The organism is Aeromonas sp. FDAARGOS 1418, assembly GCF_019048585.1.
In the GTDB taxonomy this organism is placed as follows: domain Bacteria; phylum Pseudomonadota; class Gammaproteobacteria; order Enterobacterales; family Aeromonadaceae; genus Aeromonas; species Aeromonas caviae.
In genome coordinates, this window is sequence record NZ_CP077387.1 from 1,837,915 (window position 1) to 1,854,857 (window position 16,943).

General features: G+C 59.0%; 12 protein-coding genes and 1 tRNA gene. 6 read left to right on the forward strand and 7 right to left on the reverse strand.

The window, feature by feature from the left end:
• The first annotated feature begins 83 nt into the window (after positions 1-83).
• The 4 genes from I6L48_RS08865 (at position 84) to galE (ending at position 4,668) form a co-directional block, all read left to right on the forward strand.
• Positions 84-551 (forward strand): Dps family protein, encoded by a 468-nt coding sequence (locus tag I6L48_RS08865; RefSeq protein WP_010673329.1) that lies wholly within the window; start codon positions 84-86, stop codon positions 549-551.
• A gap of 236 nt (positions 552-787) precedes the next feature.
• Positions 788-2,437 (forward strand): hydroxylamine reductase, encoded by a 1,650-nt coding sequence (hcp, locus tag I6L48_RS08870; protein ID WP_216987980.1) that lies wholly within the window; start codon positions 788-790, stop codon positions 2,435-2,437.
• Positions 2,438-2,537: 100 nt separating this feature from the next.
• A complete protein-coding gene (locus I6L48_RS08875) occupies positions 2,538-3,557 on the forward strand; it encodes a hybrid-cluster NAD(P)-dependent oxidoreductase (protein ID WP_216987981.1) in 1,020 nt (339 codons plus the stop codon).
• 85 nt (positions 3,558-3,642) lie between these two features.
• Positions 3,643-4,668, forward strand: coding sequence for a UDP-glucose 4-epimerase GalE (gene galE / locus I6L48_RS08880; RefSeq protein ID WP_104454618.1), 1,026 nt, complete (start codon positions 3,643-3,645; stop codon positions 4,666-4,668).
• A gap of 162 nt (positions 4,669-4,830) precedes the next feature.
• On the opposite strand, the gene I6L48_RS08885 is transcribed toward galE, so the two are convergent.
• A complete protein-coding gene (locus tag I6L48_RS08885) occupies positions 4,831-5,580 on the reverse strand; it encodes a DsbA family protein (RefSeq protein WP_039041345.1) in 750 nt (249 codons plus the stop codon).
• Between the two features lie 198 nt (positions 5,581-5,778).
• On the opposite strand from I6L48_RS08885, the gene I6L48_RS08890 reads away from it, so the two are divergent.
• Positions 5,779-5,866 (forward strand) — tRNA-Ser (locus I6L48_RS08890).
• A 94-nt stretch (positions 5,867-5,960) separates the two neighbouring features.
• On the opposite strand, the gene I6L48_RS08895 is transcribed toward I6L48_RS08890, so the two are convergent.
• The 6 genes from I6L48_RS08895 to I6L48_RS08920 all read right to left on the reverse strand — a co-directional run bounded on the left by I6L48_RS08895 (position 5,961) and on the right by I6L48_RS08920 (position 13,527).
• The gene (locus I6L48_RS08895; RefSeq protein ID WP_201894489.1) at positions 5,961-6,656 is read right to left on the reverse strand and encodes a family 16 glycosylhydrolase; all 696 of its coding nucleotides are present in this window, start codon (positions 6,654-6,656) and stop codon (positions 5,961-5,963) included.
• 240 nt (positions 6,657-6,896) lie between these two features.
• Complete coding sequence (locus I6L48_RS08900; protein ID WP_010673336.1) at positions 6,897-7,208, reverse strand: PTS lactose/cellobiose transporter subunit IIA; 312 nt, start codon at positions 7,206-7,208, stop codon at positions 6,897-6,899.
• Positions 7,209-7,218: 10 nt separating this feature from the next.
• Positions 7,219-8,598, reverse strand: coding sequence for a glycoside hydrolase family 1 protein (locus tag I6L48_RS08905; RefSeq protein ID WP_216987982.1), 1,380 nt, complete (start codon positions 8,596-8,598; stop codon positions 7,219-7,221).
• A 57-nt stretch (positions 8,599-8,655) separates the two neighbouring features.
• Positions 8,656-10,008 (reverse strand): PTS cellobiose transporter subunit IIC, encoded by a 1,353-nt coding sequence (locus I6L48_RS08910; protein WP_010673338.1) that lies wholly within the window; start codon positions 10,006-10,008, stop codon positions 8,656-8,658.
• Between the two features lie 27 nt (positions 10,009-10,035).
• On the reverse strand, positions 10,036-10,341 hold the full coding sequence (locus I6L48_RS08915) for a PTS sugar transporter subunit IIB (RefSeq protein ID WP_010673339.1): 306 nt from the start codon (positions 10,339-10,341) through the stop codon (positions 10,036-10,038).
• An 834-nt stretch (positions 10,342-11,175) separates the two neighbouring features.
• Positions 11,176-13,527, reverse strand: coding sequence for a glycoside hydrolase family 9 protein (locus tag I6L48_RS08920; protein ID WP_318841325.1), 2,352 nt, complete (start codon positions 13,525-13,527; stop codon positions 11,176-11,178).
• A 719-nt stretch (positions 13,528-14,246) separates the two neighbouring features.
• Here I6L48_RS08920 and I6L48_RS08925 point away from each other — a divergent pair.
• On the forward strand, positions 14,247-16,925 hold the full coding sequence (locus I6L48_RS08925; RefSeq protein ID WP_216987983.1) for a glycoside hydrolase family 3 protein: 2,679 nt from the start codon (positions 14,247-14,249) through the stop codon (positions 16,923-16,925).
• Positions 16,926-16,943: the final 18 nt, after the last annotated feature.

The following is a 16,943-nucleotide window of genomic DNA, read 5'->3' on the forward strand; positions in this document are numbered from 1 at the left end:
AAGGCACAGACGATTGTCCTTTGAGTCTGCTTCTGGATAAGCTGACTCCGTTCCCGATAATGCTTACCACCTGGAGGTGAATCATGAAGAGCCCCATTGGTCTTGATACCGTTCAATCACAAGCCCTGGCCGCCGAGCTCAACAAGCTGCTGGCCAGCTACCAGATCCTCTACATGAACGTCCGTGGCTTCCACTGGAACATCCGCGGCAACCAGTTCTTCGAGCTGCACCTGAAATTCGAAGAGATCTACAACGACCTGCTGCTGAAAGTCGATGCCCTGGCCGAACGCATTCTGACCCTGGATGGCGTGCCCCTGCACAGTTTCAGCGACTACATCCAGGTGTCTGCCATCCCCGAGCAGAAGGGGCTGCATGACGGTCGTGCCTGCGTGGAATCCCTGCTGGCGAGCTTCCGCGAACTGCTGGTCGCCCAGCGCCGCATCCTGGGTCAGGCCGCCGATGCCGGTGATGAAGGGACTGCGTCCATCCTCTCCGACTATGTGCAGCAGCAGGAGAAACTGGTCTGGATGCTGCGCGCCTATCTGGCCTGATGAACCTGGGGCCGGCTGCCCATGCTCCGGCCCGTATCATTGCCCCTTTTGTTGCAAACCCGAGTTGTCTCTCCTTGATTTCCCACCCGCTTGCCGCCCGATTTGGGCGGCTTTTTTCTATTTGATCTGCATCAATTAAATGTTAATTGGTAAATTGAATGCCTATTAAGTTTTCCAGGAGGGGAATAGAATCGCCACAAAACAGATAACTGAAATGTCCAATTAGGAGAGACATGATGTTTTGTGTGCAATGTGAACAGACTATTCGTACCCCGGCAGGCAACGGCTGCGCCTATGCACAAGGCATGTGCGGCAAGACGGCGGAAACCTCCGACCTGCAGGATGTGCTGATCTATACCCTGCAAGGGCTCAGCGCCTGGGCCCTGGCGGCCCGCGAGCACGGCATCGTCGACAGCGAGATCGACGCCTTCGTGCCCAAGGCCTTCTTCGCCACCCTCACCAACGTCAACTTCGACTCCGCCCGCATTGTGGCCTATGTCAATCAGGCGCTGGCCTATCGCCAGCAACTGGCTGCCAAGCTGGCACCGCTGGCCGTGAATGTTGGCGATCTGCCCGCCGCGGCCAGCTTCGAGCCGGGTAGCGAGCTGCTGGAACAGCTGGCCCAGGCACCGCAGACCGCGGTCAACCGCGGCAAGAACGAGGTCAACGAAGACATCATGGGGCTGCGCCTGCTCTGTCTCTACGGCCTCAAGGGCGCCGCTGCCTACATGGAGCACGCCCGGGTGCTGGATCAGCAAGACAGCGAGGTAGCCGCCGAATTCCACCGCATCATGAGCTGGCTCGGTACGGATCCGAGCGATCTGGATCCCCTGTTCAAGTGCACAATGGACATTGGCCTGCTCAACTTCAAGATCATGGAGATGCTGGATCTCGGTGAAACCACCGCTTTCGGTCACCCCGAGCCGACCCAGGTACGCGTCACTCCGGTACCGGGCAAGTGCATCCTGGTCTCCGGTCACGACATGGTGGATCTCAAGCTCATCCTGGAGCAGACCAGGGGCACTGGCATCAACGTCTACACCCATGGCGAGATGCTGCCGGCCCTGGCCTACCCCTTCTTCAAGCAGTACCCGCACCTGGTGGGCAACTACGGCTCCGCCTGGCAGAACCAGCAGAAGGAGTTTGCCAATTTCCCGGGCGCCGTGGTGATGACCTCCAACTGCATCATCGACCCGAACGTGGGCAACTACTCGGATCGCATCTTCACCCGCTCCATCGTCGGCTGGCCCGGTGTGACCCACCTGGAAGGGGAAGATTTCTCTGCCGTTATCGCCAAGGCACAAGCGCTGGAAGGCTTCAAGCACGCTGAGCTCGAGCACTTCATCACCATCGGTTTTGCCCGCAACGCCCTGATGCAGGCCGCTCCCGCAGTGATCGACAAGGTCAAGGCTGGCGAAATCAGCCACTTCTTCCTGGTGGGGGGATGTGACGGTGACCGTGCCGAGCGCGCTTACTACACCGAGTTTGCCAAGGCGATCCCGCAGGACAGCCTGCTGCTGACCCTGGGCTGCGGCAAGTACAAGTTCAACAAGCTCGATTTCGGCGATATCGGCGGCATTCCGCGCCTGCTGGACGTGGGTCAGTGCAATGATGCCTACTCCGCCATCCAGCTGGCCCTGGCGCTCGCCGACGCGTTCGAGTGCGGCGTCAACGATCTGCCCCTGACCCTGGTGCTCTCCTGGTTCGAGCAAAAAGCCATCGTCATTTTGCTCACCCTGCTGGCGCTCGGTGTGAAGGACATCCGCACCGGCCCGACTGCCCCGGCCTTCCTCACCCCTGCCCTGCTCAAGGTGCTGGAGGAGCAGTTCGGCCTGAAAGGAACCACCACGGCAGACGCGGATCTCGCCGAGATCCTGGCGGCCTGAGCAAAGATACAGCCTTACACGCTCAGCATGTTGTAAGCCTTTGGCGAGCCTGATGGCTCGCCTTTTTTCAACGCAATTTCCGAGCAAGAGGAGCCTTGCGATGACCTCCACCTCTTTGAGCCTGCGCTGTATAGCCCGCCGGGCAGAGACCCACGACGTGGCCAGTTGGCAATTCGTCCCTCTGGCTGGCGACCTGCCCCCCGTGCTGGCCGGCCAGTGCGTTACCCTGCACACGATGATTGACGGCAAGCCCCACTGCCGCGCCTACACCCTCTCCTCCAGCCCGCAGGATCCTTTCTGGCAGGTCACCATCAAGGATGTGGGGCTGGTCTCTCACCATCTGCACCAGAGCCTGCAAGTGGGGGACGAGATCCGGGTAGATGGACCCTTCGGCGACTTCCACCTGACCGCGCTCCCCTGCGAGCGGCCGCTGCTGCTCAGCGCCGGCTCCGGCATCACCCCCATGTGGGCCATGCTGCGGGACGAGCTCGCCAAGTTGCCGGACGCCGATATCCGCTTTATTCACAGCGCCAGAACCCCCGGGGATGTGATCTTCGCGAGGGAACTGGCTTCACTGGCCGAGGCGCATACCGGTGTGCGCCACGCTTTAGTGCTGGAGAAAGTAGGGGAAGAGGCGCCAACGGCTCATCCCTGGGTTGGCCGGCTCACACCGGGGATGCTCAAGGAACTGGCGCCGGATCTCTTGAGCCGCCACGTCTATCTGTGCGGGCCCGCCCCCTATATGGCGGTGGTGAGCGAGATGCTGGCCGGGCTCGGGCTGCCCGCCGGGCAGTTGCATCAGGAGTCGTTCGGCCTGCCTGCTGCTACATCGGGCACGGCGCCAGTTGCGGCCGGCAGCGACCACTTCTGGCTGACCCTCAAAAAGAGCGGCAAGAAAGTGAAGATACTGCCTGGCCAGACCCTGCTGGCTGCACTGGAGGGGGCGGGGGAGACCATGATGGCCGCTTGCCGCGCCGGGGTGTGCGGCGCCTGTCGCTGCACCACGGAAGGCGAAATCGAGCGTCAGAGCGTGATGACCCTGAGCGCGCAGGACCTCGAGAACGGGGTGGCGCTGGCCTGTTCCTGCACCGCCAGAGGGGATGTGAGCCTGGAGTACTGACGGGCGTCATTGGTATCCCGAGCTTTTCCCGGACGGGTCGTGCGGGTAGACTCAACCCCAGTTTCAGCAAAGTACGGGATAAAAAATGACAATTCTGGTGACGGGGGGAGCCGGTTACATCGGTTCCCACACCCTGGTCGAGCTGCTTGGTACCGGGCAGCAGGTCGTAGTACTGGACAACCTCTCCAACGCTTCCCCCGAATCGCTCAAACGGGTCGAGCGGATCACCGGCAAGCCGGTCACCTTCGTGGAAGGGGACATTCTGGACAGAGCCTGCCTGCAGCGGCTGTTTGCCGAGCACAAGATAGCATCCGTGATCCACTTCGCCGGCCTCAAGGCGGTGGGGGAATCCGGCCAGATCCCGCTTACCTACTATCAGAACAACGTGACCGGCACCCTGGTGCTGTGCGAAGAGATGGCCAGGGCCGGCGTGTTCCGGCTGGTGTTCAGCTCCTCGGCCACCGTCTATGGGGATCCGGCCTCGGTCCCCCTGCGGGAAGATTTTCCCACCAGCGCCACCAACCCCTATGGCCGCTCCAAGCTGATGGTCGAAGAGATCCTGCGTGACCTCTCCAAATCCGATCCCCGCTGGGCCATCGTGTTGCTGCGCTACTTCAACCCGGTGGGGGCTCACGAGAGCGGCCTCATCGGTGAAGATCCCAACGGCATCCCCAACAACCTGCTGCCTTACATCAGTCAGGTCGGCGTGGGCAAGCTCAAGGAGCTGGGGGTCTTTGGCAACGACTATCCGACCCCGGACGGCACCGGGGTGCGCGACTATATCCACGTGGTGGATCTCGCCATCGGTCACCTCAAAGCGTTGGCCCGCATCAAGAGTGATACCGGCGTCTTCACCTATAACCTCGGCACCGGTCAGGGCTATTCCGTGTTGGAGATGGTCAAGGCGTTCGAGGCAGCCAGTGGCCGTGCCATTCCCTACCAGATCAAGCCCCGTCGCCCCGGCGACATTGCCGAGTGCTGGGCTGAACCGGCCCTGGCCCGTGACGAGCTGGGCTGGCAGGCCGAGCGGGGTCTGGAGCAGATGATGATCGATACCTGGCGCTGGCAAAGCCAGAACCCGAACGGTTATGGCCCTGCTGCGAAGCCGTGATCACGGGTCATGGGCTGCTCAGGAACCTCATTTATTCATATCAACTCGGGTCCCTGCGCTGCTCTTCGCCTTGCTGACAGCTTCTCGCGACCTGATGGTTTGCAGCCTGAATAGCAAAACGCCCCGGCATGCCGGGGCGTTTTTTCATGAACAACGCGCGGGTTACTGGATGCTCTTGCCGGCGCGGACATCCTTGATGATGGCCTTGAGGCTGGCCAGATCCCGCGGTGCGCCGCGCAGGATCTGATCGCCGATGATGAAGGCCGGGGTGCCGGAAATGGCCATGGCTTCTGCCAACGCCCGGTTGGTACCCAGATTCTGATCGATGCTGCCGTCCTTGATCTTCGCCTCTACCTTGCTCCAGTCCACGCCGGCGGCCCTGGCGACGTCTTTCACCTGGGCTTCATCGGAGAGGGGCCCCTGATGGGCGTACAGCTTGTCGTGGAAGGCCTGGTATTTGTCGGGCTGGCCGAGCTTCACCGCCAGCGCCGCGCGGGCGGCGTAGTAGGAGGTTTCGCTCAGGATGGGGAACTGCTTGTAGATGTAGCGGATCTCCTTGTCCTCAGAGAGCAGTTGCTGAATGAGGGGATGAGCGCGCTTGCAGTAGCCGCAGTTGTAGTCGAAGAACTCCACCACCGTCAGGCTGCCCTTGGGATTGCCGCTCTCGGGATCCTGGTTGGCGAAGAGCTGCTTGGCATGGGCTTCTATCAGCGTCTTGTCGTTCTCGGCCTGCTGGCTCTCCTGCTTGGCACGCAGGGCGTTGGACATCTCGACCAGGATCTCCGGATTCTTGACCAGATAGTCGCGCACGATCTGCTCGACATCGCTCTTGGTCAGCTCGCTCGCCTGCACGGGCGCCGCAAGCAGGGTCGCGCCGGTCAGGGCGGCGAACAGGGCATGTTTGATTCTCATAAGTCCATCTTGCTGGGGATGTGGTAGTGGCCCCTATAGTGGGTGAGTCTGTTTTCAAGTCAAGCCATCCGCTTGAAAAAGCACGGTTTGCAGCGGTTTTGCCGGTTTTGTGCGCCAGATAGCCCAATAAATGGGCAAACAAACGGAGTAGGGATTTACAAGGGCTGGGGGCATGGGTAATATGCGTCGCACTGCTGCGGAGGGGTGGCAGAGCGGCTGAATGCACCGGTCTTGAAAACCGGCGATGGGCGACCATCCGTGGGTTCAAATCCCACCTCCTCCGCCATCTATATAGCCCAACTGATTTATTCAGTTGGGCTTTTTTGTGTCTTCGGTTTTGGGTATGCCGCCGTGTGCCCGGATTTAGTTGACCATCGCGATCACTCCCAGGGCGTCACATTGGCGTACTTGTATTTGGCGTAGACGGGCTGGCCGTTGTAGGAGCTGGGCGGGAAGCTCGGGTTGGCGCTGATCCAGTTATTCACAAACGTCTGCATCCAGCTGGTGACGGGGCGGCTCTCGCGGCGCACGCTCACCCATTTGTTCTGGGTGCGGCTGAAGACCTGCCAGGTGACTCCCGCCTCGTCGATGTTGAAGGCGTAACGCTCCATGTTCCAGATGGAGATACCGTACTTGCCCAGGTCGATGTCCTGGGGATACTGACGCCCCTGGATCCAGACGTTGGTATGGAGCAGGTTGGTGCCCCCCATCAGCTCGATGTCGACTTCATAGTGAGAGCTGGTGCCTGCATCTCCGGTATAGGTAAAGAAGGAGCTGATGGTGCCGGGCACCGATCCTGCCTGCATCTGCACCTCATAACGACCCTTGCGGGTGTAGTTGTAGGTTCGCAGCTCAGCGCAGCTCTTGTTTCCTTTGTCGGATTTCGCATGGAGGATGGCCATGCCGGACTCCATCCAGACGTTGGCGGCGCGCCAGGTGCAGTCGAATTCTGACCCGCCATTGCGCCAACCATCAGAGACCTGCCAATCCTGATTGCTCCACCACCATGCCGATGCCTGAGTGGAATATAATCCTCCCGCCATCAGCAATACTGACATCAGTCCAAGTTTACGCATATTATCCACATTCCTGTGTGTTTATTAATGAGTGTTTTATTGATGACTACAAGCAGCATCAGAATAGCCATAAACAGATATTGAAACTTATACTGGTATCGCGTCATGACAGTTTCATACTTTTGAAATTGCCTGAAAAAGGTATGAAATACATGACGGCTGGCTGGTATAACCAGAATAAAAAAAGCCACCGTATATAACGGTGGCAAAAGCACGGACTCCCGATCCGATGAGTTAAAATCAGCTGGCTTGGCGGCGATAGATCTCGACCAGTTCGGTGGCCAGTTCGCGGCACAGAATGGAGGTCATCAGGTGATCCTGGGCATGTACCATGACCAGTGTCATCTTGGTCTTGCCTTCGCCCTCATCGGCTTCAATCAGTTTGGTTTGTACGGCATGGGCAGCCTTCCCCGCGTCGGTGGCCTGGAGCAGCAAGGCATCCGCTTCGCTGAACTGGCCAGCACGAGCCTGACGCAGGGCTTCGAAACAGAGACTGCGAGATTGGCCGGCATTGACGATGATGCCCATGACTGCTTCTTCAAGATCCATCATTTATGACTCCTTAAAATCCATTATTACGAGAGACGTTGGCGAACCATTCACCACTTTTCTTGACGGTGCGCTGCTGGCTTTCCAAATCAAGGCTGATGAATCCATAACGGTTCTTGTAGGCATTCATCCAGGACCAGTTGTCAATAAAGGTCCACAGGTGATAACCACGGCAATTACTTCCTTCGGCAATGGCGGTATGAATCCACTGGAGGTGGCCGCGAATGAAGTCGATACGATAATCGTCTTTTACCTGACCATCTTCACCAATGAATCTGTGCTCCCCTTCGACACCCATACCATTTTCGGAGATATAGCTTGGGATATTTCCATAGTTGTCGCGCAGGTTGATCAATATGTCATAAATACCGCGCTCATATATTTCCCAGCCGCGATAAGGGTTCATTTTGCGGCCTGGCATCTCGTAATTCTCGAAGAACCAGTCAGGCAGGAAAGGGGAGTCCGGGTTGATGGCCGTCATGCGTGCCTTCACTCGCCGCGGCTGGTAGTAGTTGATGCCGAGCAGATCGATCTTGCCGGCGGCCAGCAGTTCGCAGTCGCCGCTTTGCACCACGGGCATCTGATCGTGCTCGCGCAGGATATCGATCAGCTCCTGGGGATAAACCCCCTTCACCGCAGGATCGAGGAAGGCACGGTTGAAGAACAGGTCGGCAATGAACGAGGCCTTCAAGTCTGCCGGGTTTGAAGAGCGCGGATAGGAGGGGGTCAGGTTCAGGACGATGCCGATCTGGCCGGGCAGGGAGAGTGTGCGATAACGCTTCACCGCCAGACTGTGGGCCAGCATCATGTGATAGGCCACCTGGGCTGCCCGTTTGAAGTCCATCTGGTTCGGGTAATGGAAGTCATACAGATACCCTCCTTCCACTACCACAACGGGTTCATTGAAGGTCATCCAGCAGGCGACGCGATCACCGAACAGTTTGAAGCAGAGCGCTGCGTACTCGGCATAGGCCGCCACGGTTTCGCGGCTCTCCCAGCCACCCTGCTCCTGCCAGTACATCGGCATGTCGAAGTGGAACAGGCCGATGAAGGGTTTGATCCCCTTGGCTAGCAGCTCATCGATAACCTTGTTGTAGAAGTCGACGGCCTCCTGGTTGACGGTGTGGCCATCCGGCAGCAACCGGGCCCAGGAGATGGATGTGCGGAAGCTGTTGTGGCCAATCTGTTCCATCAATGTGATGTCTTCACGATAACGATCGTAGAAGGTGGAGGTGTTGGCCGGGCCAACCTGACCGTGGAAACGGTGTGGCTCCGTCTCGAACCAGTGATCCCAGATGGTCGGTGCCTTGCCGCCCACATTGGCAGCTCCTTCCGATTGTGCGGCCGACGAGGCGCTACCCCACCAGAAGCCTTCGGGGAATGTATATTGCATTGCAGTTTCCTCTTGATGACCGGCGTGCAGGCGGCGTGGCGCCCGCACGCCTGGCGCTTACGCCTGACTCTGAATCGGTGTGATTGTGTCTGCTTTTTCTGATCTAGCGGCTTCTTCCGCTTCAGCCGTCTCGGCTTCCTGCTTGAGCAGGGTGCGTTCGTAAGCCCGCACGAAGGGGTAATACATCAGGGCGGAGATCCCCATGCAGATGAAGCACATGATGACCGGACTGAAGGCCCAGTTGGTCGCCCAGGAGGCGCCGATGGGGGCCGGCGTGGTCCATGCGGTCAGCATCACGACCTTCTCAACCAGACCCAGATCCACCGCGAACCAGGCCAGGATGGCGTTGATCACCGGCACCAGGATGAAGGGCAGGAAGAAGACCGGGTTCATGATGATGGGAGCACCAAACAGGATAGGCTCGTTGATGTTGAAGAACCCGGGGACCACGCCCATTCGTCCTATGGTGCGCAGGTGTACGGCGCGGCTGCGCATCAGCAGGAATGCCAGTGGCAAGGTGGAGCCCACGCCGCCGATAAAGAGGAAATGATCCCAGAAACCGGGCAGGAAGGTGTGGGGAATGGCTTGGCCGGCGGCCAATGCGGCCTGGTTGCTGGCCAGGTTTGCCATCCAGAAGGGGTTCATGATGCCGGTGACGATCATGGTGCCGTGGATGCCGGCAAACCAGAGGATCTGGCACAACAGCACCGCCAACAAGACGGCAGGCAGGCTGTCGGAAGCCGCCACCAGCGGTTTGAGCATGGACATGATCGCCTCGGGCAGGATCATGCCTGTGGTTTCCTGCAGCAGCATGTTGAAGGGGTGCAGGGTCAGGATAATCGCCAGGACCGGGATCAGCACCTCGAAGGAGCGCGCCACTCCCATCGGCACCTGCTCGGGCAGACGGATGGTGATGTTGTTGCGCTTGAGCCAGGCGTAGACCTCGGTCGAATAGATGGCGCAAATAAGAGCGGTAAAGATGCCCTGACCGGAGAAATACTGGGTGGAGATGGTGCCGTCTTTATATTGCGCCGCCACCAGCATGAACGACATCAGCGACAGCAGGCCCGTGGTGATGGGGTCCAGGGAGTACTGCTTGGCCAGGCTGGATGCGACGCCCACCGAGATGAAGACCGTCATCAGCCCCATGCTCATGTTGAAGGGCAACATGAGTTCGGCACGATAGGTGTTGGAAAAATCGAGCCAGGCTCTGGCAAAGCCCCAGGTGGTTTCGCTGGAGATGGGTGGAAAAATGAAGACCAGCATGAAGCTGCCGACGATCATGAACGGCAGCGCGGCAATAAAACCGTCACGGATGGCCAGAACATAGCGTTGCTGGCCCAGTTTTCCTGCCAATGGGCCGATCCGTTGTTCGATCAACTTGACCAGCATCCCATAGAGTGAACTCATAGTGTGTGTCCTTCCTTGTGAGCACGCTTAACCAATCAGGGAGAGGGCGTAGTCCAGCACCTTGTCGCCGCGCTGCATGCCGTAATCCATCATGTCGATAGGTTGTACCTTGATGCCGTGAGCCGCCGCCTTGGCTTGCAACTCCGGTTGCATGTACTTGATCTGCGGTCCCAGCAAGACCACCTGGTAATGGGGCATCTGGTCATCGAACTCCGATGCGCCAAAAGCCTTGATCTCGGCAGCCAGGCCCCGTTTTTCGGCTTCTACCAGCATTTTTTTCACCAGCAGGCTGGTGGACATCCCGGCAGAGCAGCACAACATGATTTTTTTCATGATCATTCCTCAGTTATTAAGCTGGGCTCACTATAGATCGATGCAACAAAGTGGGAAATCGATTTCACGAATAGGGTTTTGTAATTGTGATCGCGATCACTTGATGGATATTTGATATAAGGTCGATAAAATAAAATATCGTTATTTATCAATTAATTGTAATTGATTTTGTGATGTGGTTTACGCCATGTTTGTTCGACTTGGCATTTTGAAATATCGATTTCAAATCTGTCGTGGTTTTCATGCTGCCCCTCCCCCCTGCATGATGCAGGGGGCGCTTTCTGCATGGTGCCGATCCGGCGCCCATGCCAGCAATCCTGGATAACCGAGCCCATCGCCGTGCTCCTTCACCCCCTGGTGGCAGGGGGTCATGGTGGCGGCTAAGGGGCTCTGTACAGTGTCTTGCTCAGATGGCGGGCTCAGCCTGGGGTTGCCTTGTGGTTCTCGCTGAGGGTCACGAAACCCGATTCAGGAGCCGGGTATCCTGCTTTCCCGCCTTCTTCGCGCGCGGGGCACTGTAGAAGAGTCGGGGAGCGGGTGATGCCCAGATGGCGTCAGCAGATCTGATGGCAAATGAGGGATCAAGTGGATGCGCAAATAAGGTGGCCAAGAGACGGACATGTAAAAGGCAGGGTTGCGAAGGTGCGGTCAGATGAAATGATCGATAAGAGAGGGTTCTGCTGCCGTCAGCCTCTGAATGATGACGGAAAAGGGAAAAAAGGAAAAGGAAAACGTAAAGCGGAGGGTGGCGACCGGTGCGGGAGTTGTCCTGGGCAAGGTCGGCAGGAGAGTAAAACAATGCTCCGTCACGGGGACGGAGCATTGGAAGGGTGATCAGCGGGTCAATCCACCTTCATCCAGTACGCTGACCGTCCAGAAGAAGGGGGCATTCCAGTTGACGGTGACCTCGTTCAGCGTCCAGGCACCAATCTCATCTTTCCAGCAGGTCTGGCCGGTACACTTGCCCTTGAGGGTGGAGGCAACGGGATCGCTGAAGTTGATGGAGTTCGGTCCGCCCGAGAGCACACCTGGCGGAACCAGGGGAGACGCGGGGTCGATGGGGTGAGCCCAGAACCTGTGGTGCGGATTCTTCAGCGGACGGCTGCCGTAGCCTGACACATAGGACTGGTCGAGGGGGTTGCGGCCGAGCACATAGTCCATGGCATCGGACATGGCCTGCAGGTATTTGCGCTCTCCCGTGAAGTCATGGGCCAACCCGAGGAAGATGCTGCGGTTCATCAGGTTGGAGTTGGAGCCCCAGGGGTATTCGGTCGCCTGATAGGGGATAAGGTAACCCTCCGTCGCCACGCTCTTCTGGTAGCCGTCAGCTGCGGCGATGATAGCGGCGCGTGCCTTCTCCACTTCCTGTTTGCCCAGTTTGTTAGGCACCATGGCCAGCGTGATGGTCCCTGCGCTGCTGAGATCCTGCCAGTAGAGATCACCGCTTGCGCTGCGATCCCCCTTGGGGGCGGCCAGATAGAGAGGGGACTGCTGGACGGCCTGCTTGTACTCGGCTTTGCCGGTGGTGGCAAACAGCTCGGCGGCAGCCCAGTAGAATTCGTCCTTCAGGTTGGTGTCATCATAGGGACCGGATCCCACAAAGTTGTCATAGGCATAGACGTCCGGATGGCGGTTGGCCGCCTTCCAGGCTCGTTCCGCTGCCTGCAGGCTGCGCTGTGCGAAGGCCGGATCCAGATCTTTCCATACGCGAGCAGACTGGGCGGCGGTGGCCGCCAGGTTCAGAGTCGCAGCCGTGCTGGGGTGGCTCAGGAAACGGGGTTGTGGATCCTTGTGGGGCGGGAGCGGCATCCCGGTCCAGGCTTCGTCGGCGACCTTGTGGAAGACCATGCCGGAGGCATCGATCTCGGTCAGTTTCAGGCTGTCGAGCTGCTTGGACTGATCGCCTACCGGCACCCAGGCCTTCTTGCCTTCGGGCACCTGCATGGCGAGGAAGAACTCCATCATCCAGCGGGACTCGTCCAGCAGATCGTTGTAGCCGTTGTGCTGTTCCGGGATCTTGACCTTGCCGTCGGCAAAGGCGCTCTTGTCACCCTCTTTCGCCAGCTGCTCCCGTTCATAAAGGTTCATCAAGGTCCATACCGAGATCCCCCCGTTGACCACGTACTTGCCCTGATCGCCGGCGTCGTACCAGCCGCCGGTCACATCCAGCGTGAAGTCACAGCCAGGCCACTGGTTGCCCTTGGCGTCCTGCTTGTTGAAGCAGGTTACGTTCTCGGGCTTGTGTCCTGCCGGGCGAGCAAGGTCGGGACGCTGGACATATTTGGCTTCGATGTCGATGCCGCTACGCTGCTGATAGAAGAAGGAGAGGGCATCGAATTTCATGGTGTGATAGATGTCATCGCCGATGCTGAACGGATGACTCTTCTGGCCGGCGACCTCCAGTACCAGGCCGGTGCCCGGGGTGGTGACCTGACTGAAGTCGGCAATCTGTACGTTCTCGCCGGATGCGGCATTCAGGCCAAAGGGCGTGGTCTTGCCTTCCGCGATGGTCTCACCCTGGGCATTGCGCAGGGTCCAGGGGAGCGCGTCCTTGCTGTCGGTGGCGATGGTCGCCCGTTTCAGAGCCTTGCTCAGATAGCCGACCTGGTTGACGCGCACGCTGCCTAGCTCCGATTTCTTGATCAAGGAGGGGCCCGATAGCGTGGCTTCACCGATACAGACAGTGGTCGGTGTCTGGGTGCCCATCTGAAGTTGGAACTGGGTCTTCTCGTCAGTGGCAGAAGGTGTGAACTGGATATCGAACGGTTTGGGCGTGCTGCCGAGGGCGAGGTCCTGCACCATGTAGTTGGTGTAGGGGGCGCCATCATGCTGGATCAGGGCCTTGACGTTGATGTCGCTCTTGGCCATGGCAGTGAAATGGAGTTTGTAGGTTTGCCCCTGCACCAGGCCGAGATTGGACTGACCCAGGATGACATCCCAGGGATTGGAGCCCGACTCGGTGAAGGTGATACAGCCCATCTGGTTCTCGGCGTTCAGGGTCCCCCCGGCCGTCCACCATCCATCGGTTCCCTGGAAGCCCCCATTGGTCAGCAATTCACCCACAGGTCCGGCAGATGCCGAGGAGGTCGCTGAACCAGATGCTCCTGCACTGGGCAGGGAGCAGCCATGCAAGCCAATGACGCAAGACATGGCAAGCGTCAGGGCACTAAGCCGAGATGTTTTCATTGTTACCCCTTTGATCACAGACGGAAATAATGGCGTCGATTTTCGCACTCACGCAGAAAATGACCGAGTCATCCTGCGGCCCGCATTTCACTGTCAAGATTCACACACAATCCTTGAGTGGAAATCGATTTCACGATTCAGGTAACAGTAAATTTTTTGGCAGATCAAGTTTGCTTTTATGAAATGTGATGGAGACGGCAAATTTTCGTTTATTGATATATTTATGCACTTGAATTGAATTCCATTGAATCCTTTCAACATTCCTCTGACTCCCGAGCCGTTTGGCCATATCGGTGTCGTTCCAGACAGCTCACGCGGCAAATCAATGTGATTGATTGCATTTAAATTATTGTTTTAATTTTATTTTGTTGGTCATTCCTGCAATGAGTCTACCCGTTCTCTCTGTTCCTTCCTGGGTATTCTGCTGATGAGGCACGCCCCCGAGTTTGTGAGTTGCATCACTATTTTCTCTTTCAGCGGGATCTTTGTCATGGCATGACAAAGATACTGCTGGAATGACGAAGAGATTTCTGTTTACCATTTAATATTCTTGCAATCGATTTCAGATTCGACTGTTTTTCAAGACGACTCGCCATGAACGATGAGTCCAGGCGATGAACGAGAACATCCGGAGAGTCATAAGGAAAATGCGTAAAACTACAGGTCTCACCAGGTCTATGACCTGCCTATTCGTGGGGTGCGGCATCGGGAGTGCCGGGATGGCGGATGAGTTGTCGACCATGCCCTATTTTTCCACCTGGCCGCAGATCCACAGCGCCATTGCCAGGGACGAGGGGATGGAGCGCCAGATCCAGGCTCTGCTCTCCCGGATGACCCTGGAGGAGAAGGTTGGCCAGATGATCCAGCCCGACTTTCGTGAAGTGACACCTGAGGAGGTGACGCGCTACAAGATTGGCTCCGTCCTCAATGGAGGGGGGGGTTGGCCCGGCAACAACAAACACGCGTCGGCCCAGGACTGGGCACACCAGGCCGACACCTATTGGCAGGCGGCGGAAGCGGGCTTCGAGGGCAGGGGATATCGCATCCCCTTCATGTGGGCGACCGATGCGGTGCACGGCCACAACAACGTCTTCGCGGCGACCCTGTTCCCGCACAATATCGGCCTGGGGGCGGCGCGGGATCCGGATCTCATCTACCGTATCGGCCAGGTGACGGCGCGGGAAGTGGCCGCCACCGGGCTGGATTGGACCTTCGCCCCGACGGTGGCGGTGCCGAGGGATGATCGCTGGGGCCGGACCTATGAGGGCTATTCCGAAGATCCCGCCATCGTCTATCACTATGCTGGCGAGATGGTGCGTGGCCTGCAAGGTTCCGCGACGGATCTGCGCGGCCAGCGCCATGTCATCTCGAACGTGAAACACTTCGTGGGGGACGGCGGTACCCTGAACGGGGTCGACCGGGGTCAGAACTTCTATTCGGAAGAGGACCTGCGCAACCTGCACGCGGTGGGCTACTTCTCGGGGCTGGATGCCGGTGCCCAGGTGGTCATGGCTTCGTTCAACAGCTGGCACAACGAGCTCAACCGCGACGTGCTGCCAGAAGACGGGGTTGAGTACAACGGCAAGCTGCACGGCAGCCGCTATCTGCTGACCGACGTGCTCAAGGGCAAGATGGGCTTTGATGGCCTTGTCGTCTCTGATTGGAACGGTCACAGCGAGATCGCCGGTTGCACCATGGGGAGCTGCCTGCCTGCGGTGCTGGCCGGGGTCGACATCTTCATGGTCACGGCGCGCAAGGACTGGATGGAGTTTCGCCAGAGCCTGCTCGATGGCGTGGCGAGCCGGCAGATCCCGATAAGCCGGATCGACGATGCCGTGACGCGTATCCTGCGGGTCAAGATGCGGGCCGGGCTGTGGGAGAAACCCATGCCGTCGGCCCGTGAGCTGGCGGGCAAGCAGGGTGAACTTGGTGCCGTGACGCACAAGGCGCTGGCCCGGGAGGCGGTACGCAAGTCGCTGGTGCTGCTCAAGAACGAGGGCAGGATCCTGCCCCTGAGTCGGCAGAGCCGGGTGCTGGTGGCTGGGAGCGCCGCCAACGATCTTGGCAAGCAGGTGGGGGGCTGGAGCCTGACCTGGCAAGGCAGCGAAAACGGGCGCGGTGATTTCCCCGGTGCCCAGAGCGTGCTGGATGCGGTGACCGCCACCGTCGGTGCGGATCATGTGCAGGTAAGCACGGGAGCCGGTGAGTTTGCGGGAGCCAAGCCCGATGTCGCCATCCTGGTCATGGGGGAGGATCCCTATGCCGAGTGGTTCGGCGACATTCCTGACAACAAGACCCTTGCCTATGGGGATCTCAAGAGCAGCTATCACGAGGACCTGTTGACCCTCAAGCGGCTGAAGGCGGCCGGCATCCCCGTGGTGACCGTGCTTTTCTCCGGACGTCCGCTCTACGTCAATGAGGAGCTCAATCTCTCTTCCGCCTTTGTCGCCGCCTGGCTGCCGGGCACCGAGGGGGAGGGGATCACCGATCTGCTGTTCAGGGATGCAAAGGGCAAGGTGGCCCATGACTTCCAGGGACGCCTCTCCTTCTCGTGGCCCTTCAGCAAGTGCGCCACCACCATCAATCGCACGCCCACCCATATCCCGGGCTGGCAGCGCCTAGCCTTCGAGCAGGATCCCGCGGGTGAGTACGCACCGCTCTTCCCCTATGGCTACGGGCTCAGCTACGGCAAGCCTTCCCCTGTGGCGGCCCGGGTCAGCAACCTCAATACCCTGACCCTGGATAAACGTACCTTCGGCTGCAACGAGAGCGACCCCGCCAAACTGAGCGCCGCTGACAAGGTGCTCGAGCTGTTCGGGCCAAAAGCGGGTGAAGAACACCGTCTGCGCATGGGGGATGCCAGCAACTGGACGGGGACTGAAGTCTCCGGCAACAGCGTGACCGAGATGACCTTCATCAAGGTTCAGCCCATCGACTACCTGCGCCAGCAGGATGCGCGAGCGGTCACCTTCCTCGGGGCTAACAAGCCGGGTGTCGACTCCGGGGCCACGATCCAGTTGCAGACCACCCAGGTCAAGGGGGCGGATCGTCGCACCTACCTGAAGGGCGAGAGCGAGCTGCAGGTGACGCTGCGGGTGCAGCAGGCGCCAGCGGGGGACATGACGCTGGGGCTGCAGTGTGGCTGGCCCTGCGGCAAGTCCATCGAGATTGCTCCGGCCTTGCGCCAGTTGCCCCCGCAGAAGTGGGTGACCCTGAGTCTGCCCCTGCGCTGCCTCGAAGAGGGCATGGACTTCGCGAAGGTCAATACCCCCTTCATCCTGGGTACCAGTGGACAGGCGCGTATCGACATGGCGACCGTTCGCTGGGTACCGGCTTCTCTGCTGGGGGTCTCAGGGGAAGTGGTCAGGCTCGATTGCCAGGGCAGGTTGAGTCGATAAGCCGTCAGCCAGATGCAC